Origin of the sequence: Actinomycetospora chibensis, from assembly GCF_028737215.1 — a bacterium.
GTDB classification, from domain to species: Bacteria; Actinomycetota; Actinomycetes; order Mycobacteriales; family Pseudonocardiaceae; genus Actinomycetospora; species Actinomycetospora chibensis.
Genome location: NZ_JAQZAM010000003.1, coordinates 299,387 through 318,356, shown reverse-complemented (window position 1 = coordinate 318,356; position 18,970 = coordinate 299,387). Strand labels below are relative to the sequence as shown.

Sequence of the window (18,970 nt, the reverse complement as noted above, 5' to 3'; positions counted from 1 at the left end):
CGTCAACGCACAGATGAGGTTTCGGGACGGGCATACTCGACGCGTGCGGCGCTTCCGCCGGTCCCCTCCCCGCCGGCCCCTCGACGCGGTCGAGCTCGCGGAGGCGGCCGCCCTCGGTGATCTCGTCGCCGTGGTCTGCGTGCTCACCCGACTGTTCCCGGTCGGCCCGATCGGCGTGGTCGTCGCGGCCTTCCCGCTGGCCGTGCTGTCGTCACGGCGGCCGGGGCGGGCGGGGCCGGTCGGGGCGCTCGTCGCCGTGGTCGTCGCGTTCCTCGTGGCCGGCGTCGGGCCGGCGGGCACGGCGGCGTCCGCGGCGTCGCTGGGCTGGCTCGTCGGCGTCGGGGCGCGTCGCAGTTGGCCGACGGTGCGCACCGCGCTCACCGGCGTCGTCGTCCTCGCCGTACCCACCTCGATGGTCGGCATCGCGCTGCTCGCCGCGTTCCCCGCCTACCGGGAGCTGGTGCTCGACCAGCTGCGCACCTCGTGGAGCGGCCTGGCCCGCCTGCTGCGCGGCGCGCTGCCCGAGTTCGTCGCGGCCGGGGACCGCGCGGTGCGGGCGATCACCGAGTACTGGTGGGTGACGCTGCCCGCGATCGCGGTGGTCAGCACCCTGCTCGGTGTGGCGGTCGCGGCCTGGATCCTCGCGCGGCCGCTGCGCTCGGTGCAGCGCCTGCTGCCGACCGACCTCGCCGGCCGCCTGCCCACCGCCCGCCCCGGCGCGCCGGTGGCGCCGCTGCCGCTCCGGCTGCGCGGGGTCGCGCTGCCGTCGGGGCCGCCGGTGGACCTCGACCTCGACGCCGGCCGGTTCGTCGTGGTCACCGGGCCGAACGGGGCCGGCAAGTCGACGCTCGGGCGCGTCGTCGCGGGGCGTCCGCCCGCCGAGGGCACGGTGATGCGTCCCGGCGAGGCCGGGCTCGGCGTGGTCGGCGGCACCGGGATGGTGTTCCAGCGTCCCGACAGCCAGGTGCTGGGCGTGCGCGTCGCCGACGACCTGCGCTGGGGCCTCCCGCCCGGTCACCCCGTGCCGGTCGACGAGCTGCTGGCCCGGGTCGGCCTCGAGGGCACCGGCGACCGCGAGACGGCGACGCTGTCGGGCGGCGAGCTGCAGCGTCTCGCGGTCGCGGCCCTGCTGGCTCGCGCGCCTTCCGTCGTCGTCAGCGACGAGAGCACGGCGATGCTCGACCCCGAGGGCCGCACCGAGGTCACCGACCTGCTGCGCAGCCTGACGCGGACCGAGGGGGTCGGGGTCCTGCACATCACCCATCACGACCCCGGCGAGGCCGACGCCGTGCTCGCCCTCCCGGGCGCACCCACGCCGCCGGGGGCGGGCGGGGGGCCGTGGGGACCTCCGCGCCCACCCGCGGGCGGGTCGCTGCGCCTGCGGGGCGTCGACGTCGTCCACGACGCCGGCACGCCGTGGCGTCGACCCGTGCTCTCCGGGGTGGACCTCGACGTCCCGGCCGGGCGCATGGTGCTGCTCACCGGCCCGAACGGGGCGGGCAAGACGAGCCTCGCGTGGGTGCTCGCCGGCCTCGCCACCCCGGCGCGCGGCACCGCGACGCTCGACGGCGCGCCGCTGCGCAACGGGCGTGACGGCGCGCTGCTGGCCGTGCAGCACGCCCGCCCGGCACTGCTGCGCCCCACCGTGGGCGAGGAGGTCGAGGACGCCGCCGGCGTCGGCCCGCGCACCGCCGACACGACCCTCGCCGCCCTGGGCCTCGACCCGGCGACCTACCGCGACCGTCCCGTCGACGAGCTCTCGGGCGGCGAGCAACGCCGGGTCCTGCTCGCGGGGCTGCTCGGTGCCGGGCCGCGGGTGCTCGTGCTCGACGAGCCGCTGGCGGGTCTCGACACGGACGCCGCGACGGCGGTGCGCGAGGCCCTGCGGGCGGCGCGGGCGGCGGGCACCACGCTGGTGGTGGTCACCCACGACATCGCGCCGCTGGCCGACCTCGGCGACGCGGTCCTGCGCGTCGAGGACGGGGCGGTGCACGGGCCGCCGGAGCTCGTGCGGCCGTCGAGCACCCCGTCCTCGATCGAGCGGGAGCGCCGACCCCGCGCCGTCGGCGCGGTGCGCACGCTGCCGGGGCCCTCGGTGCTGCACCGGACCTGGGTGGGCACGAAGATCGCGGCGCTGGCCGCGACGGCGCTGGCGCTGTTCCTCGACCCGACCTGGCCGACCCTCGGCGCCGCCACCCTGCTCCTGGTCGTCGGGGCGATGGCGGCGCGGCTGCCGCGCGGGGCCGTGCCGCGCCCGCCCCGCTGGCTGCTCCTCTGGCTGCCGGCGATCGTGCTGTCGACGATCGGCACGCGCCCGCCGTTGGTCGACGTCCTGGGTACCGAGCTGAGCCTCGGCGGGCTCGAGCGCGTGGTGCTCTTCCTCGGCACGACGCTCGTCTCGCTGCTCGGCGCGGCCCTGCTGATCGCGACGACCCCGCTCGGCGCGTTCCCGCCGCTGCTCGAGCGCCTGGCGCGGCTCGGACGGCGGGTGCGCATCCCGCTGCGGACGCCGACGACGGCGATCGCGCTCGGGCTGCGCCTGGTCCCGCTGCTGCTCGCCGAGGGCCGCACGGCGTGGCTGCTGATCGCCCAGCGCCAGCCGGTCGGGCGCGCGGTCACGCCGCTGCGCGAGCAGGTGCGCACGGCCGTGCGGGCGGCGATGCAGGCGTGCGCGATGGCCACCCGGCGGGCGGCCGAGACGGGCGAGGCGATCACCGCCCGCGGGGGCCTGGGCGCCGTCGCCGGGCCCGACCAGCGCCCGGGGCGGCGGGACCTCGCCGTCCTCCTCGTCGTCGCCGCCGTCCTCGTGGTGGGGTTGTGGATCTAGGGCCGGGATGTCAGCGAAGTGCCGTCGCAGACGTTGAGTGTCCGTATTCTTCCGTCGATCACAGGCGCTCGAGCACCTCGTCGACGGAGCTCACCGCCGTCACGCCCTCCGGCAGGGGCGGGCGGTCGACGAGCACCACGGGCAACGACCGCTCGCGGGCCGCGACCAGCTTGGCCTCCGTGGCACCGCCGGAGTCCTTGGCCACGACGACCGTGATCGCGTGCCGGTCGAGCAGGGCGCGCTCGTCGTCGAGGGCGAAGGGGCCGCGGGCCAGCAGGAGCTCGGCGTGTGGCGGCAGCACCGTCGGCGCCTCGATCGCGCGGACGAGGAACCACGCGTCGACGTCGACGAACTCCGCAACGCCCTGGCGCCCGGTCGCGAGCAGCACCCGGGCGCCGGCAGGGATGGCCGCAGCCGCCGACGACAAGGACGGCACCCGTGTCCAGCGGTCCCCCGGGCCCTCGGTCCAGCCCGGCCGGCGCAGCACGATCAGCGGCGTCCCGGCGAGCGACGCGGCCGCCGCGGCGTGCTCGGTCATCGTCGCCGCGAAGGGATGGGTCGCGTCGACGAGCACGTCGACGTCGGCCAACGCCTCGGCCAGCCCGGCGACCCCGCCGAAGCCCCCGGTGCGCACCTCGCCGGCGGGCAGTCGTGGGTGACGCGTCCGGCCGGCGAGGGACGTGGTGACGTCGAGCCCTCGCGCGCCCAGCTCCGCCGCCAGCGACCGCGCCTCCGCCGTCCCCCCGAGCACGAGGACCCGGCGCGTCATCGGCAGCCCGCGACGTTCCGGCGAAGGGCGCCCCTCGCCGCTCTATCCGGCTCACGGTGCCCTTCGCGCGGAAACCGGCGGCCCGCGACGTTCCGGCGAAGGGCGCCCCTCGCCGCTCTATCCGGCCCATGGTGCCCTTCGCGCGGTTCCGGAGCCGGAGCCCGCCGCCTCACGGCCGGGCGCGGGTCGCCGAGTAGAGGTGCGACTCGTCGCCGTCGGAGGTCCCGACCACCGCCCCCACGACGATCACCGCGGTCCGGCGGACGTCCGCGGCCTCGACCTGCTCGGCGATGTCGGCCAGCGTGCCGCGCAGGACCACCTCGTCGTCACGGGACGCCCGCGCCACGACCGCGACCGGCTCGGACGCCGACCGATGCCTCAGGAGCGTCTCCACCACCGACGCGCAGCGCTGCACGGCCAGGTGCAGCACGAGCGTCCCGCCGGCGGCGGCCCACACGTCGAGCGACTCCCCCGGCGGCATCGGAGTGGCGTTGGCGGCGTCGCGGGTGAGCACCACGGACTGCCCGACGCCGGGCACGGTCAGCTCGGTGCGCAGCGCGGCCGCCGCCGCCGCGAAGGCCGGGACACCGGGCACGATCTCCCACGGCACGCCGGCGGCGTCGAGACGACGGGTCTGCTCGGCGACCGCGGAGAACACCGACGGGTCCCCGGAGCACAGGCGCGCGACGTCGTGCCCGGCCTCGTGGGCCTCCACCAGCGACGCGGTGATCTCGTCGAGCGTCATGCGGGCGGTGTCCACCCGGCGCGCCCCCGGCGGGCACTGCCCGAGCAGCTCCTCGGGCACCAGCGAGCCGGCGTAGAGGCAGACCGGGCTGGTGGCCAGGGCGCGCAGGCCGCGCACGGTGATGAGGTCGGGCGCGCCCGGCCCGGCGCCGACGAAGCGGACGGTCACGCGGAGGGGTCCTTCCGGTGGATCAGTTGGGTCACGCCGGCCAGGGCCCGCCACGCCGAGAAGCGGCCGACGGGCTCGGCGCGCTGGATCCCGATCCGCCGCAGCGCCCCGCCGTGCACGGCGCGGAACGCGGCGAGCCCGGCCTCGCCCTCGACGGTGACGGCGTTGGCCACCAGCCGCCCGCCGGGACGCAGCGACCCGTGGGCGGTCTCCAGCATCCCGGGCACCGACACCCCACCGCCGACGAACACCGCGTCCGGCGTGTCCAGCCCCGCCAGCACCTCCGGCGCCCGCCCCACCACCACCCGCAGCCCCGGCACCCCGAGTGCGACGGCGTTGGCGCTGATGCGGGCCGCGCGGTCCTCCCGCACCTCGAGCGTCAGCGCCCGGCACGCCGGGTGGTGGCGCATCCACTCGATGCCGACGCTGCCCGCCCCGCCGCCGACGTCCCAGAGCAGCGCGCCGGGCACCGGACGCAGCGCGGCGACGGACAGGGCCCGGACCTCGGCCTTGGTGAGCTGACCGTCGTGGGAGTAGGCGTCGTCGGGCAGGCCCGGCGCGCGCCCGAGCAGCGGGTCCTCGGGGAGGTCCGGACAGGTCACGGCCACGACGGCGAGCGGGTCACCGGGCGGGTGCACCCAGCCCGCGGCGTGGCCGTCGACACGGCTCTCCCCCGGCCCGCCGAGGGACCCGAGCACCGTCATCGTCGCGGCGCCGTAGCCCCACGACGTGAGCGACTCGGCCAGCGTCTTCGGGGCGTCGCCGTCCGGTACGAGCACGAGCAGACGCCGGCGGGGGGCCAGCGCGGCGCGCACGGCCTCCGGCGGCCGGCCGACCGTCGAGAGCACCTCGACGTCCTGCGCGGCCCAACCCAGGCGTGCGCACGCCATTGCGAGCGACGACGGCGCCGGGTGGACGGTCGCCGTCGGGTCGTGGGCGAGCACCGCGGACCCGATCCCGTAGAACGTCGGGTCGCCGCTGGCGAGCACGACGAGCGCCCGGCCGGCGTGCTCGGCGAGCAGCCCGGGCAGCGCGCGCATCAGCGGCGAGGGCCAGGTGGCGTGCGACGCCGACAGCGGGGGCAGCAGGGCGAGCTGGCGGGGCGCGCCGAGCACCACCTCCGCGGCCTCGAGCGCGGCCCGGGCGGGCTCTCCCAGCCCCGGCCACCCCTCGGCTCCGATGCCGACCACGGTCACGGTCACCGCGACACCTCATCACGGACCGGGGCCCTCCCGTGCTGGGAGCCTCGTCACCCCACCTCGTCACCCCACCTCGTCACCCCCGGCGGCTCAGCCCGGGGTATAGCGCAGGCCCGTCATCGTCAGGACGGTGCGGTCGCGGTCGTCGCGCAGCAGCGCGCGCCCGCTGCGCAGGCGCCGCCCGTCGTGCTCGACCTCGACCTCGGTGCGCACGGTGCGTCCGTCGGCGGGGACGGCGCGCAGGAACGTCGCCGTCGCCTCGTCGGGCGGCCCGCCGAGCACGTCGGCGAGGGCGCGGGCGGGCAGCGACGCCAGCGCGCCGCCCTGCACCACGGCGGCGTGGTTCACGGCCTCCGGGTCGGGGGCGGCGCCGTCGCCCACCAGCGTGTGGGGCGCCCGCGCGGTGCGCGACCACTCCGGGGTGGCCGTCCGGTACTCGGCGGCCTGCTCGTCGCGGAGCATCGCGTTGCGGCCGTGGGCACGCGCCAGCGTCCGGCCGTCGTCGTCGGTGATCACCGCGGTGCTCAGCGCCACCTCGGGACTGCGCTCGTCGAGGCACCCGACGGCGTGCAGGGTCCCGTGCACGTCGTCCCGCGCGACGACGTGCAGCGTCAGCCGCAGCGTGGTGATCCGCTCGCCGGCGGCGAGCGTGCTGGTGACCGCCAGGCCGGAGACGAAGTCGCCGAGCAGCCAGAGGGCCCCGTCGACGTCCCCGTCCGGGGCCGGCATGTCGGCCTCGGCCCGTCCCGGCTCGATCGCGCGGAGCCGCGCCCCGACGGCGGCGTGGACGGGCGCGAGCGGGATGTCGTCCGCCACGCAGCGCCGCAGGACCGACAGCGGCGTCTCGTCGGCGGTGGGCGTGCTCAGGAGCGTGCCCCGGTCCGGATGTGGGGCGTGACGCCCGTCAGCTCCGCCGCGAGGTCCCACAGACGCGCCTGGACCTCGCGGTCGTGCGACGCCACCGTCGAGCCCACCGGCACCGGCGGGCCGGCGATCTCCTGGAACCCGCTCGGGCCGATGAAGGTGCCGCCGGGCAGATCGGGCATCGTCGCGGCGTAGAGGGTGGGCTGGGCGCCCGACTCCGGGCCCTGCGCGATCACCTTGTTCATCAGGCCCATCGCGGCGTCCTGCACCGACTCGGTGCGGCTCTGCAGGTTGGTCGCGCTGTAGCCGGGGTGCGCGGCCATCGACCGCAGCGGCGAGCCGGCCGCGACGAACCGGTGCTCGAGCTCGTAGGCGAACATCAGGTCGGCGAGCTTCGACTGCCCGTAGGCGAACCAGCGCTGGTATCGGCGGCGGCGCCAGTTCAGGTCGGACAGGTCGATGCTGCCGAGCCGGTGCGCGACGCTCGAGAGCGTCACCACGCGGTCGGTGATCACGTCGAGCAGCAGGCCCGTCAGCGCGAAGTGCCCGAGGAAGTTCGTCCCCACCTGCATCTCGAACCCGTCGGCGGTGCGCCGCTCGGGGATCGCCATGAGGCCGGCGTTGTTGACGAGCACGTCGACGGGGCCGTCCAGCTCGGCGACGAAGGCGCGCACCGAGGACAGGTCGGCGAGGTCGAGCCTGCGCACCTCGGTGGTGCCGGGGGCGTCCGCGCCGATCTCCGTGGCGGCCTGGGCACCCTTGTCGGTGTCCCGGACCGCGAGCACCACGTGGGCGCCGGCCCGGACGAGCGCGCGGGACGCCTCGAGACCGATGCCCGAATTGGCACCGGTGACGACGAATGTCCGTCCGGTCTGGTTTCCGATGTCAGCAGGAGTCCACGCGGCCATGTGGCTCCCGTGCCCGGCGTACGGGTGGCCGAAACGGTGGTCACGGTCGCACGAGGACCTCGGCGAGGTGCCGGTAGACCTCGACGTTGACGCCCAGCCCGACGTGGCTGCCGCGGACCTCGAGCGCCTCGGCGTCCTCCGGGCGGCACGCCGAGGGACGCACGATCCCGTCCTGCCCGCTCCAGATGGCGACGACGGGCGGGGCGGCGGGCGCGACGAGGTCGGCTCCGAACGGGCACGGGCAGCGCACGGTGAGGCAGAGCGGGCGGTGCGGGCGCACCACGTTCTGCGCAACCCGGGCCCCGCTCACCGCGGCCAGGGTCAGCACCGAGGCGTCGAGCTGCGAGGCCAGCGGGCTGCCGAGCGCGACCACCCGGCGGACCAGCGACGGGCTCCGGGACGCGAGCGCGCGGGCGAGCAGGCCGCCCCGGCTGTGCCCGATGATCGTCACGGGCGCCCCGGCGCGGTCGGCGACCTCGGCGAGGCGCCGGTCGAGGCGGCGCACCGCGGCCTCCGAGCAGTCGACGTTCCAGGCGATGCCCGAGCGGTAGGAGCGGTGGCCGATGCGCCGCAGCCAGTCGTGCAGGACGGTGAGCGTGACGTCCCCGGCGAGGAACCCCGGCACGAGCAGCACCGGCGCGCCGTCGCCGTGCGGCACGTCGTGACCGCGCCAGGTGTCGCTGACCAGCAGCCGCGCCATCTCGAGGTGCACCCGCGCCTCACCGAACGGACGGCCCCACCAGCGCATCGGGGGCGGGAGCTCGGCCACGCCCCCGACCCTACGGGCGTGATCTTCCGAGCTATAGCTCGGAAGATCACGCACGAGTGGAGCCGGGTCAGCCGCGGGCGTAGGTCTCGGCGGTCTTGGTGTCGAACTCGAGACCGATCACCGGCTCGTCGCCGACGACCCAGGCGTCGTGGCCGGGCTGGAGACGATAGGTCTCACCGGCCACCAGGTCGGCCTCCGTGCCGTCGTCCGCGACGACGTGCATCCGTCCGGAGACGAGGTAGCCGAGGTGCGCGGCCTGGCAGCTCTCGCCGCCGACGACCGGCTTGATGCACTCCGACCAGCGCCACCCCGGCTGCAGGGTCAGACGGGCCACGGAGGCGCTGCCCAGCTGGACGACCTCGAGGGTGGTCCTGTCCGGGGTGCGCGTCTCGTCGGGGGTGCTCATGCTCCGGTGCTCGATCGCGGTCATCGTGGTCTCCTCTGCGGTCTCCTCTTCTCCGCGCGGCCCGGCACACCGCGACGGGGCCGCTCAGTGTGAGCGCGCCGCGGGGAGACCGCGCCGATCTCCACTCGTCCGGCCCAGCGCCGTCGACCCTGTGTCGGACACCTATGACGGTGCGTGCCCGTAGGTGGCCCGGCGGACGAGCAGCTCGGCCGGTCCACGGTGCCCGGCGCGGGCGAGGAGGCCGGCGACGAGGACGCCGACGAGCCAGACCAGCAGCCCGGTCACCGTGGCCGTCGTGAGCGACGCGGACGACCCCAGCCCGCCCGCCACGGTCGCGAACACCGCCACGAACACCACCGACTGCGACAGGTAGAGCGTCATCGACCACGTGCCCGCAGCCGCGATCAGGTCGCGCCCCGGCCAGGACACGCTCGCGAGCAGGCCCATGACACCGAGCAGGCCGAGCGCGCCGGCGTAGCCGCCCGCGGTGTGCGCGGCGCCGGCGAGACCTGCGGCGACCCCCGCGGGCACCCACGTCCCGACGACCGCCAGGGCCAGCGGCAGCCCGAGCATCACCGAGGCCGCGAGCCCCCCGACCGCCCAGAGGGCGAGCCGCCGCCGGTGGGCCACCGGGTCGTCGAGCGTGCCGGAGCGGGCGATGACGACGCCCACGAGCACCGCCGGCGCGGTGAGCAGCGCCGAGAACAGGGTGGTCGCGAACCACTCCCCGGGGTGCGCGGCCAGGAAGGCGCCGACGGTGGGCGCCCCGATCGACGGCACGGTCGGGACACCCTGCGGCGTGCCCTGGCCGGTGCTCAGCAGGACCCCGAACGCGGCGATCGCCCCCGCCGCCGCGAGGAGCCCGCGGGACGACCCCGCTGACGGTCCCGCGGCGGGCCCCGTCGCCACGACCGGCGCGATCAGCAGGACGACCAGCCCGTACGCGCCGATGATGTCGCCCGGGAAGAGCAGCACGCCGTGCAGCGCGCCGACGCCGATCAGCACCACGCCACGCCGTCGCAGCACCCCCTCGGGCGCGCGGTCGGCCAGCCGCGCCAGCCCGTAGCCGACGAGGGCGGCGAACAGCGGGTAGACGCGGCCGTCGACGAGCACCATCTGCACGACGGCCACGACGCGGTCGCCGCCGACGAGCCCCGCCGGGTAGCCGCGGTAGCCGATCGGGCGGTCGACGAGGTAGAGGTGCGCGTTGGCCACCGCGATGAGGACGAGCATCAGACCCCGGGCCAGATCGGGGGCGGTGCGCCGCGCGGAGAGTCCCGTCGGTCCCGTCACCGCGCGCGTCCCCCCGTCCCGTCATGGCCGTCTCCGGGCACGGCCGTCTCCGGGCACGGCCGTCTCCCGGCGCCGCCACCCGGCGGCCGGGCGAGGATGACACGATGTGTCGGTGCACCTCACCGAGCCCCCGGACGGCACCGACGAGGACGCCGCACGGGCCGAGCAGCGCCAGCGCGCGCTCGACGAGGACCACCGGATCTGCGACGCCGTCGAGGCGCTGCCCGACGCCGACACGATGCACGCCTGGGTCACCCGGTTCGCCCTCCTCGCCGACCCGACGCGCCTGACGCTGCTGCTGTGCATCCACGCGGCCGGCGAGATCTGCGTGTCCGACCTCGCGCTGGCCGCCGGGCTGAAGGACACCACCACCTCGCAGGCGCTGCGCCTGCTGCGCGCGCAGGGTCTCGTCGCCACCCAGCGCAGCGGCCGCGTGGTGCGCTACCGCCTCGACGACGAGACCGTGCACGCGCTGCTCCACGAGGTGGCGGGGCAGCCCGCACGGCTCTGAGGAGCTCTAGACCCGGAAGAGCTCGCCCAGGATCTGCTCGAGCCTGCGCGCCTCGATGAGGAACGCGTCGTGCCCGTACGGCGACTCGATCCGGTGCACCTCGTCCGCGCCGGGAATGAGCTCGGCCAGCTCCTCCTGCTGGTGCAGCGGGTAGAGCCGGTCCGATACGGAGCCCGCGACGACGGTGTGCGCCGTGATCCGGCCCAGCGCCTCGCGCAGCGAGCCCCGACCGCGGGCCACGTCGTGACCGTTCATCGCCAGCGTCAGCGCGACGTAGCTGCCGGCGTCGAAGCGGTGCACGAGCTTCTCGGCGTGGTGGTCGAGGTAGCTCTCGATCGCGAAGCGCCCGCCGTCCTCCGGATCCTCACCCGGCTGGGGCCGACGTCCGAAGCGCGTGTCGTACTCCTCGCCCGTCCGGTAGGTGTTGTGCGCGATCCGCCGGGCGACGCCGAGCCCGACGTGCGGGCCCTGCCCGCGCGGGCGGTCGTGGTAGTCGCCGCCGTGCCAGCCCGGGTCCTGGCGGATCGCCGCGATCTGGGGAGCCGCCCAGGCGATCTGGTCGGCCGACGCCGCCGCCGGCGAGCACAGCAGCAGCAGCCGCTCCACCCGCTCGGGCGCCATCACGGCCCACTCGACCGCCCGCATCCCGCCCATCGAGCCGCCGAGCACGGCGGCCCAGCGGTCGATCCCCACGGCGTCCGCGAAGCGTTCCTCGACCGCGACCTGGTCGCGCACCGTCGTCCGCGGGAACCGGGAGCCCCACGGGCGCCCGTCGGGACCCGGGCTCGCCGGTCCCGTCGTCCCCTGGCAACCGCCGAGGACGTTCGGCGCGACGACGAACCAGCGGTCGGTGTCGATCGCCCGCCCCGGCCCGATGATCGCCGACCACCAGCCGGGCGTGGGGTGCCCGAGGCCGGGATCCCCGGTGACGTGGCTGTCGCCGGTGAGCGCGTGCAGCACGAGGACGGCGTTGGTCCCGTCGAAGCGTCCCCACGTCTCGTAGGCGACGCGCACGTCGGGCAGGGTCGCGCCGCTCTCGAGCGTCACGGCGCCGAGGTCGACGAAGCGACGGCCGCCGACCGGGTCCCCCTCCCGCCACGCACCGGTGGCGGGAGGGAGGACCTGGACGGACGCGTCGCCGTCGACGCGCTGGAGCGAATCCGTCACGCAGCCAGATCTCTCACTGGGCTGCCTTGGCCGCCGTGAAGCCCGCCTCGAGGTCGGCCTTCAGGTCCTCGACGTTCTCGATGCCGACGGCCAGGCGCACGAGGCCCGGTGTCACGCCCGCGGACTCCTGCTCGTTCTCGGAGAGCTGGCTGTGGGTCGTCGACGCCGGGTGGGCGATGAGGCTGCGGACGTCGCCGATGTTCACCAGCTGCGAGTGCAGGCTGGTGCCGTCGACGAACGCGCGCCCGGCGTCCACCCCGCCGCGCAGGTCGAACGACACGATCGCGCCGACGCCGCGGGGCAGGTACTTCTTGCCGGCCTCGTACCAGGGGCTCGAGGGCAGGCCCGCGTAGTAGACGCATCCGACCTCGTCGCGCTGCTCGAGCCACTCGGCCAGGGCCTGCGCGTTCTGCACGTGGCGCTCGAGGCGCAGCGACAGCGTCTCGATGCCCTGGATGATGAGGAAGGCGTTGAACGGGGCGATCGCCGCGCCGGTGTCGCGCAGCAGCTGGACGCGCAGCTTGGCCGCATACGCGCCCGGGCCGAGGGCCTCCCAGTACTTGAGGCCGTTGTAGCTCGGGTCGGGCTCGGTGAAGCCGGGGAAGCGGTCGCCGTGGGCGCCGAAGTCGAACGTGCCGCCGTCGACGACCACGCCCGCGATCGTCGTGCCGTGTCCGCCGAGGTACTTGGTCGCCGAGTGGATGACGATGTCGGCGCCGTGCTCGATCGGGCGCAGCAGGAAGGGCGTCGGCACGGTGTTGTCGACGACCAGCGGGACGCCGGCCTCGTGCGCCACGCCCGCGACGCCCGCGACGTCGAGGACGTTCGAGCCGGGGTTCGCGATCGTCTCGGCGAAGAACAGCTTGGTGTTCGGCCGCACGGCGTTGCGCCACTGCTCGAGGTCGTCCTGGTCCTCGACGAACGAGACCTCGATGCCCATCTTGGGCAGCGTGTAGTGGAACAGGTTGTACGTGCCGCCGTAGAGGCTCGGGCTCGACACGAAGTGGTCGCCCGCGTGGGCGATGTTGAGGATCGCGGCCGTCGTGGCCGCGCTGCCGCTCGCGAACGCCAGGGCCGCGACCCCGCCCTCGAGGGCGGCCACGCGCTGCTCGAGCACGTCCTGGGTCGGGTTCATGATCCGCGTGTAGATGTTGCCCGGCTCGGCGAGGCTGAAGAGGTCCGCGCCGTGCTGCGTGTCGCGGAAGACGTAGGACGTCGTCTGGTAGATCGGCGTGGCCCGGGCGTTCGTCGCCGGGTCCGGGCTCGCGCCCGCGTGGACCTGCTGGGTCTCGAAGGACCAGCCGGTGCTCGCGTCCGTCATGGGGTACTCACTCCATCGTGGGGATCGGGGATTCTCGGTCGTACACGTCGCCGGCGGGGTGCTGCCCCTCAGCGACACCACTCGTCGAACGCGTCGCCGCGCCTGCTCGGCCAGAAGCCTTCGAGATCAACCCGCACCACGTCGGCGATCCTCCCGCCGCCGGGCACGGGGCACAACCGAGACCCCCGGTCGCGGGTGTCACGTCGCGCGCACGGCGGGCGGCGGACAGTGTTGGCATCCTGCCAATCATGTCGCTCCCGACCGTCGACCTCGGTGACCGCGAGTTCTGGGCCGCGCCCTGGGCGCGCCGGTTCGAGGCGTTCGACGCCCTGCGCGCCGACCCCGGGCTGCCGTGGTTCGCCGAGCCCGAGTTCCCCGGGTTCGAGCGGGGCCCCGGCTTCCGCGCCGTCACCCGGCACGCGGACGTCGAGTACGTCAGCAAGAACCCCGACCTGTTCTGCTCGGGCCGGGGGGCGGTCTCGATCCTCGACCTGCCGTCGGAGGCCCACGAGTTCTTCGGCTCGCTGATCAGCATGGACGCCCCGCGCCACACCAAGATCCGGCGCATCGCCGCCCAGGCGTTCACGCCGCGGCGCACGGAGGCCCTGCTGGCCGACGTGACGCGGGTGGCCCGGTCGGTGATCGCGGCGGCGCGCGAGAAGGCGCTGGCCGGTGACGGCTCGTTCGACCTGGTCACCGAGGTCTCCGCCCGGATGCCCCTGCTGATCATCTGCGACATGATGGGCGTGCCGGAGTCCCGGCGCGACGAGGTGTTCGCCCACTCCAACGTCATCCTCGCCGGCGACGACCCGGAGTACGTCACCTCGGACAACCCGCTCGGCGACTATCTGACCGCCGGCGCCGGGCTCTCGGGCCTGATGACCGAGCTCGCCGCCGCCCGCGAGGCCGCCCCGACCGACGACATCACCTCGGCGCTCGTGCACGGAACGGTCGACGGCGAGCGGCTGACCCACCAGGAGATCGCGTCGTTCTTCATCCTGCTCTGCGTCGCGGGCAACGAGACCACCCGCAACGCGATCACCCACGGCGTCTGGGGCATGCATCTCGACCCCTCCCAGTGGGAGGCGTGGTCCTCGGAGGTCGACGGGGTCACGCCCACCGCGGTCGACGAGATCGTCCGCTGGGCCTCGCCGATCAACTGGATGCGGCGCACGGCGGTGGCGGACACGACGGTCGGCGACGTCGCCGTCTCGGCGGGCGAGAAGCTGCTGCTCGTGTACGGCGCGGCGAACCGGGACCCCGCCGTCTTCGCCGACCCGGATCGCCTCGACCTGCGCCGCTCCCCCAACCCGCACCAGGGCTTCGGCGCCCACGGCCCGCACTTCTGCCTCGGCGCGCACCTCGCCCGTCGCGAGGTCGCGGTGCTCTTCCGCGAGCTCTTCGCCGGCATGCCCGACCTGCGCGTCGTCGGCGAGCCCGACCGCCTGCGCAGCATCTTCGTGAACGGGATCAAGCACCTCCCCGTCGCGCTCGCGGGGACCGACGCGGCGCGGTGATCGCCGTGGTGCGCGCGGGCGGCGTCCGCGCGAAGGGCACCTTCGGCCGACTTGAGCGGTGAGGGGCACCCTTCGCCGGAACGGTCGGGGGCGAGATCTCGGTTCGTGGAGCCGCGCGTTCCGCTCAGCGGGGCATTCGCTCCACGAACCCGGGATCTTGCGACCTGGCGCCGCGCTGATCGCTGTTCGGGTGACGGAAACACGCATGTCTGCCGTTGTCCGTCACCGCTGGCGCGATCCTCGGTGACGAAAGCCGCGCTGAGCGCGGGATTCGCCACCGAGGTCTCAGGTCGCCGGCTCGGACTTCGGTGCGGCGGCGAGCCGGACCCGACGCAGCACCCGGTGGCGCAGGGCGAAGCCCGCGAGCGTGGAGAGGATCAGCACGCCCAGCACCGCAGGCGTCCCCAGCCCGCTCGGGAGGCCGTCGAGCGCCATCGCCTGGACGTCGCTCGACGTCGTGACCGGCGAGCCGGGGGTGACGCCGGTGAGGGTCCGCAGGGGGCTGCCCGCGGGCACCCGCAGCAGGCTCGGGTCGAACGAGCCGAAGCGCAGCGCGGGCACACCCGCCATCAGCCCGCCCGGCGCGAACCCGGTCAGGGCGACGGCACCGCGCACATCCGGGGCGGGCAGGGCCGCCGGCGGGAGGAGCGCCGGCGGCTCCGCGGGCCCGGCCGCCTGCGGCCCGACTGCCGGAACGGTCCTTGTCTCTGAGTCAGGTGCCGTGTTCGAGGGGGCCGTGGTCGTCGCCGGAGTCGGGACCGGCGACTCCGGAGCCTCGGGGGCCTGGCTCGGCATGATCGAACCTCCGTCGGTCGACCCAACGGAGCCGGCGCCCTCGGCTGGGTTGTTCCCCGGTGCGCCCGAATCCGCAAGCTGGACGGCCACATAGGCAGTGAGCTCGGTGACCGAAGGCGTCGTGCTGTTCAGCAGGCACTCGTCAGCCGTGCCCTTGGTCATAGCTCCGACGATCGTGAAGGTCTGTCCCTCGAGGAGGCAGGTCTCTGCCGCCCCCGCCACCCCCGCCCCCAGGGCCAGGGCGCCGGTGACGAGGGCACCGACGATCACGCTCGGCAGCAGACGACCGGATCGAACGACCATGTGCGGACCCCTTCGGCCGGACGGTGGACCACCAGGTGCGTCCGGGTGATCTGCGCGGACATCGGCGTCCGGGGACCGTCGTTACTCGCGAGTCGCACATCCTGAGGAAGTGACGCGCTTCGGCCCAGTGACACTCGGCGACCGGCCGCTGACGTTGCGCCGTCCGCGACGCTTGGTCGGCCCAACCCGAGCACCTCCCGCAGGCCAACGGGCACGACCGACCGGGCGCGAGAGGACTGCTCCGCGCACCGCGCCGGTTGCGGTGAGTGACACTGACGGGATGAGCGGCGAGTCGTTGCGCCTGGAGTTCCGGCGACAGGTGCGCGAACGGGTCCTCGAGACGGCCCACCAGCACACCGTCGAGCGGGGCTGGGAGCGGGTGCGCGTCGGCGAGGTCGCGGTCGACTCCGGGGTCTCGCGCCCGACGCTCTACCGGGAGTTCGGCAACAAGGACGGCCTGGGCGAGGCGCTCATGACCCGCGAGGCCGAGCGGTTCTTCGCCGCGATCGCCGACGCCCTCGATCAGCACGACGACGTCGCCCTCGCCGTCGCTGCCGCCACGCGCCTGACCCTGCAGGAGGCGGCGGACAACCCCCTCCTCCGCGCGGTCCTCACGGGCAGCCGGTCCGGCGACGCCGGGCTGCTGCCGTTCCTCACCTCGCGGTCGGAGTCGATCCGCGAGTCCGCCCGCGCCCTCCTCGCGGCGTGGCTCGCACGGCGGCAGCCCGAGCTCCTGCCGTCCCGGGTCGAGGAGACCGTCGACGCGGTCGTCCGTCTCGTCATCTCTCATGTGGTCGCGCCGGCCCTCGACCCGGTCGACGTCGGCGAGCGCATGGCCCATCTGGTCGCCGCGCTGTTAGCCCATCCGCGAGACTGAGACAAAAATTAGGTATTGTCTCGGAGCGCATCACCGCGCACACTTCGTCACGAGCCGTCGTGTCGAGGGAGACAGGCCCATGAGCACCGAGTACGTGTCGGACACCGCGCCCGACGAAGACACCCCGCAGCGCCCCTGGCGAGACCGCAAGCGTTACCTGTGGCCCCTGGCCACCGTGATGCCGGCGATGCCGTTCGCCGGCGCGGGGCTGTCCACCGCCACCGGCTGGGCCGGCTGGTGGTGGATCGGCCCGATGATCCTCTTCGTGATCCTGCCGGCGCTGGACATGATCTTCGGCGCCACCGACGACAACCCGCCGGAGTCCGAGCGCGAGCGCCTCGAGGCCGACCGCTACTACCGCTGGGTGACCTACCTGTTCATCCCCATCCAGTACGCGAGCCTGGTGTTCTCGTGCTGGGTGTGGGCGAGCTGGGACCTGCCCTGGCACGCCGACCTCGGTCTCGCGCTGACCATGGGCGTCGTCAGCGGCGTCGCCATCAACACCGCCCACGAGCTGGGCCACAAGCGCGAGGACGTCGAGCGCTGGCTGTCGAAGATCGCGCTCGCGAGCTCGGCCTACGGGCACTTCTACGTCGAGCACAACCGCGGGCACCACGTCCGCGTCGCGACCCCGGAGGACCCGGCGAGCTCACGGCTCGGCGAGGGCTTCTGGATGTTCCTGCCGCGCACGGTCTGGGGCAGCCTGCGCTCGTCGTGGCACCTGGAGTCGAAGCGCCGGTCCAAGGGCAGCCACACGCCGTTCGACCACGAGATCGGCGTCGCCTGGGCGATGACCCTGGTGCTGTTCGTCGCCCTCGTCGTCGCGTTCGGGCCGGTGGTCCTGCCCTGGCTGATCCTGCAGGCGTTCGTGGGCTTCTCGCTGCTGGAGGTCGTCAACTACCTCGAGCACTACGGGCTCAAGCGCCAGCGACGCGAGGACGGCCGCTACGAGCGCACCGACCCCCGGCACAGTTGGAACGCCGACCACACGGTGTCGAACCTGCTGCTCTACCAGCTGCAGCGGCACTCCGACCATCACGCGAACCCGCTGCGCCGCTACCAGACGCTGCGGCACTTCGAGGAGTCGCCGCAGCTGCCCAGCGGCTACGGCTCGATGATCGTCGTCGCGCTCTTCCCGCCGGTGTGGCGGGCGATGATGGACCGCAAGGTGCTCGCGCACTACGGCGGCGACGTCACCCTGGCCAACATCCACCCGCGCAAGCGTGAGCAGTACCTCTCCCGCTACGCCCGGACATAGAACCGACGACGCGGGTGTTGCGCCGTGGGTGACGGCACCCGCTGACAGCCTCGACCCCGTCCGCCGCGGCCGGCTCTTCGCCGCGGTGGCCGGGGTCGTCGTGCTCTTCCTGGCCGCTTCGAGCGTCCCGAGCCCGCTCTACGTCGTCTACCAGGCGCAGTGGGGCTTCTCGGCGGCGACGCTGACGGCGATCTTCGCGGTCTACGTGGTCTTCCTGCTCGCCTCACTCCTGGTGGTCGGTGGCCTGTCCGACCACGTCGGGCGACGGCCGGTGCTGGCGGTCGCGCTGGGCGTCCAGACCGTCGCCGTGGTGCTGTTCCTGCTCGCGGCGAACGTGACGATGCTGCTCGTCGCGCGCGCCGTGCAGGGGGCGGCCACCGGCGCGGCGATCACCGCGATGGCCGCGACGCTGGTGGATCTCAGCCCTCGTCGCGCCGGGCTCGCGAATGCGACGACGCCGCTGATCGGCCTGGCGCTCGGTGCGCTGGGCTGTGGGCTGCTCGTCGAGTACGCCCCGGCGCCCACCCGCCTCGTCTACGGCGTCCTGCTCCTGGGCTTCGCGGTCGTCGGCGTCGTCCTGGCGCTGCTGCCCGAGACGGCGCCGCGACGCACCGGTGCGCTCGCCTCGCTGCGCCCCCGGGTCCGGATCCCGACGGGCCTGCGCGCCGAGGTGCTCGCGATCGTGCCGACGCTGGCGGCGAGCTGGGCGCTCGGCGGGCTCTACCTCTCGCTCGGCCCGTCGGTGGCCGCCGAGATCCTCGGGCTGCGCAGCCACCTCGTCGGCGGCGTCGTCGTCACCCTGCTGTGCGGGGTGGGTGCGGTCACCGCCGTCGCGGTCCTGCGCCGCTCCCCCGCGACGCTGCTCGCCCCGGCCGGCGGGCTGCTCGCCGTCGGCACCCTCGTCACGCTGGGTGGGCTCGTGCTCGGTGTCCCGCTCGGCGCCGCCGCGGGCACCGTCGTCGCCGGCGTCGGGTTCGGGATGGCCTCGCTGGGCTGCTTCGGCACCCTCGCCCGGATCGCCGCCCCGGAGACCCGCGGCGAGCTCATGGCCGTCGCCTACGTCGTCGCCTACCTCGCCTTCAGCCTCCCGGCGGTGGCCGCCGGCATCGCGACCGTGCACCTCGGGCTACGGCCCGTCGCCGAGGTCTACGGCCTCGTCGTCGTGGCCCTCGGCCTGACGGCGGTCGTCGCGCGCGCCCTGGTGGTGCGGGGCCGACGTTCCGCGGAGGCCGGGCGCGTGTGAGATCGGGGCTCACAGAGCACTCCTGCCCGA

General features: G+C 75.0%; 17 protein-coding genes. 6 read left to right on the top strand and 11 right to left on the bottom strand.

All coding sequences use genetic code 11. The annotated features are described in order from the left end of the window. Positions 1 to 43 precede the first annotated feature (43 nt). Positions 44 to 2,827, top strand: a complete 2,784-nt coding sequence (locus PH189_RS06205) for an ATP-binding cassette domain-containing protein (protein ID WP_274187884.1) — start codon at positions 44 to 46, stop codon at positions 2,825 to 2,827. 58 nt (positions 2,828 to 2,885) lie between these two features. Here the strand turns inward: PH189_RS06205 and PH189_RS06200 are convergent, their stop codons facing one another. The 8 genes from PH189_RS06200 to PH189_RS06165 all read right to left on the bottom strand — a co-directional run bounded on the left by PH189_RS06200 (position 2,886) and on the right by PH189_RS06165 (position 9,948). Next, positions 2,886 to 3,596, bottom strand: a complete 711-nt coding sequence (locus tag PH189_RS06200; RefSeq protein ID WP_274187883.1) for a cobalt-precorrin-6A reductase — start codon at positions 3,594 to 3,596, stop codon at positions 2,886 to 2,888. Between the two features lie 169 nt (positions 3,597 to 3,765). Further along, entirely contained in the window at positions 3,766 to 4,509 is a 744-nt protein-coding gene (cobM, locus tag PH189_RS06195) for a precorrin-4 C(11)-methyltransferase (RefSeq protein ID WP_274187882.1), read from the bottom strand. Further along, positions 4,506 to 5,711, bottom strand: coding sequence for a precorrin-6y C5,15-methyltransferase (decarboxylating) subunit CbiE (gene cbiE, locus PH189_RS06190; protein WP_274187881.1), 1,206 nt, complete (start codon positions 5,709 to 5,711; stop codon positions 4,506 to 4,508). The genes cobM and cbiE overlap by 4 nt, the downstream gene beginning before the upstream one ends. 87 nt (positions 5,712 to 5,798) lie before the next feature. Next, the gene (locus PH189_RS06185) at positions 5,799 to 6,524 is read right to left on the bottom strand and encodes a PaaI family thioesterase (RefSeq protein ID WP_274187880.1); all 726 of its coding nucleotides are present in this window, start codon (positions 6,522 to 6,524) and stop codon (positions 5,799 to 5,801) included. A gap of 47 nt (positions 6,525 to 6,571) precedes the next feature. Then, positions 6,572 to 7,480, bottom strand: a complete 909-nt coding sequence (locus PH189_RS06180) for an oxidoreductase (RefSeq protein WP_274187879.1) — start codon at positions 7,478 to 7,480, stop codon at positions 6,572 to 6,574. 40 nt (positions 7,481 to 7,520) lie between these two features. Then, positions 7,521 to 8,249, bottom strand: coding sequence for an esterase/lipase family protein (locus PH189_RS06175; RefSeq protein WP_274187878.1), 729 nt, complete (start codon positions 8,247 to 8,249; stop codon positions 7,521 to 7,523). Positions 8,250 to 8,316: 67 nt separating this feature from the next. After that, a complete protein-coding gene (locus PH189_RS06170; RefSeq protein WP_274187877.1) occupies positions 8,317 to 8,679 on the bottom strand; it encodes a cupin domain-containing protein in 363 nt (120 codons plus the stop codon). Between the two features lie 138 nt (positions 8,680 to 8,817). Continuing rightward, positions 8,818 to 9,948 (bottom strand): DUF418 domain-containing protein, encoded by a 1,131-nt coding sequence (locus tag PH189_RS06165; RefSeq protein WP_274187876.1) that lies wholly within the window; start codon positions 9,946 to 9,948, stop codon positions 8,818 to 8,820. A gap of 112 nt (positions 9,949 to 10,060) precedes the next feature. On the opposite strand from PH189_RS06165, the gene PH189_RS06160 reads away from it, so the two are divergent. Then, positions 10,061 to 10,459, top strand: coding sequence for an ArsR/SmtB family transcription factor (locus PH189_RS06160; protein WP_378015030.1), 399 nt, complete (start codon positions 10,061 to 10,063; stop codon positions 10,457 to 10,459). 6 nt (positions 10,460 to 10,465) lie between these two features. Here PH189_RS06160 and metX read toward each other — a convergent pair whose 3' ends face one another. Together metX and PH189_RS06150 are read right to left on the bottom strand one after the other, a co-directional pair. Beyond that, on the bottom strand, positions 10,466 to 11,626 hold the full coding sequence (metX, locus tag PH189_RS06155; protein ID WP_274187875.1) for a homoserine O-acetyltransferase MetX: 1,161 nt from the start codon (positions 11,624 to 11,626) through the stop codon (positions 10,466 to 10,468). Positions 11,627 to 11,639: 13 nt separating this feature from the next. Beyond that, a complete protein-coding gene (locus PH189_RS06150; protein ID WP_274187874.1) occupies positions 11,640 to 12,947 on the bottom strand; it encodes a bifunctional o-acetylhomoserine/o-acetylserine sulfhydrylase in 1,308 nt (435 codons plus the stop codon). Positions 12,948 to 13,195: 248 nt separating this feature from the next. On the opposite strand from PH189_RS06150, the gene PH189_RS06145 reads away from it, so the two are divergent. Then, on the top strand, positions 13,196 to 14,464 hold the full coding sequence (locus tag PH189_RS06145; protein ID WP_274187873.1) for a cytochrome P450: 1,269 nt from the start codon (positions 13,196 to 13,198) through the stop codon (positions 14,462 to 14,464). A gap of 285 nt (positions 14,465 to 14,749) precedes the next feature. Here PH189_RS06145 and PH189_RS06140 read toward each other — a convergent pair whose 3' ends face one another. After that, the gene (locus PH189_RS06140; protein ID WP_274187872.1) at positions 14,750 to 15,079 is read right to left on the bottom strand and encodes a hypothetical protein; all 330 of its coding nucleotides are present in this window, start codon (positions 15,077 to 15,079) and stop codon (positions 14,750 to 14,752) included. A 763-nt stretch (positions 15,080 to 15,842) separates the two neighbouring features. Here PH189_RS06140 and PH189_RS06135 point away from each other — a divergent pair. The 3 genes from PH189_RS06135 (at position 15,843) to PH189_RS06125 (ending at position 18,940) form a co-directional block, all read left to right on the top strand. Further along, positions 15,843 to 16,439 (top strand): TetR/AcrR family transcriptional regulator, encoded by a 597-nt coding sequence (locus PH189_RS06135; RefSeq protein ID WP_274187871.1) that lies wholly within the window; start codon positions 15,843 to 15,845, stop codon positions 16,437 to 16,439. A 79-nt stretch (positions 16,440 to 16,518) separates the two neighbouring features. Next, complete coding sequence (locus tag PH189_RS06130) at positions 16,519 to 17,697, top strand: alkane 1-monooxygenase (protein ID WP_274187870.1); 1,179 nt, start codon at positions 16,519 to 16,521, stop codon at positions 17,695 to 17,697. Between the two features lie 28 nt (positions 17,698 to 17,725). Then, entirely contained in the window at positions 17,726 to 18,940 is a 1,215-nt protein-coding gene (locus tag PH189_RS06125) for an MFS transporter (RefSeq protein ID WP_274187869.1), read from the top strand. Positions 18,941 to 18,970: the final 30 nt, after the last annotated feature.

Bases quoted from the DNA above. Each gene is read 5' to 3' on its own strand.
- PH189_RS06135 (WP_274187871.1), top strand. From the start codon at position 15,843: ATGAGCGGCGAGTCGTTGCGCCTGGAGTTCCGGCGACAGGTGCGCGAA.
- PH189_RS06150 (WP_274187874.1), bottom strand. From the start codon at position 12,947: ATGACGGACGCGAGCACCGGCTGGTCCTTCGAGACCCAGCAGGTCCAC.
- PH189_RS06170 (WP_274187877.1), bottom strand. From the start codon at position 8,679: ATGACCGCGATCGAGCACCGGAGCATGAGCACCCCCGACGAGACGCGC.
- PH189_RS06130 (WP_274187870.1), top strand. From the start codon at position 16,519: ATGAGCACCGAGTACGTGTCGGACACCGCGCCCGACGAAGACACCCCG.
- PH189_RS06180 (WP_274187879.1), bottom strand. From the start codon at position 7,480: ATGGCCGCGTGGACTCCTGCTGACATCGGAAACCAGACCGGACGGACA.
- PH189_RS06145 (WP_274187873.1), top strand. From the start codon at position 13,196: ATGTCGCTCCCGACCGTCGACCTCGGTGACCGCGAGTTCTGGGCCGCG.
- PH189_RS06200 (WP_274187883.1), bottom strand. From the start codon at position 3,596: ATGACGCGCCGGGTCCTCGTGCTCGGGGGGACGGCGGAGGCGCGGTCG.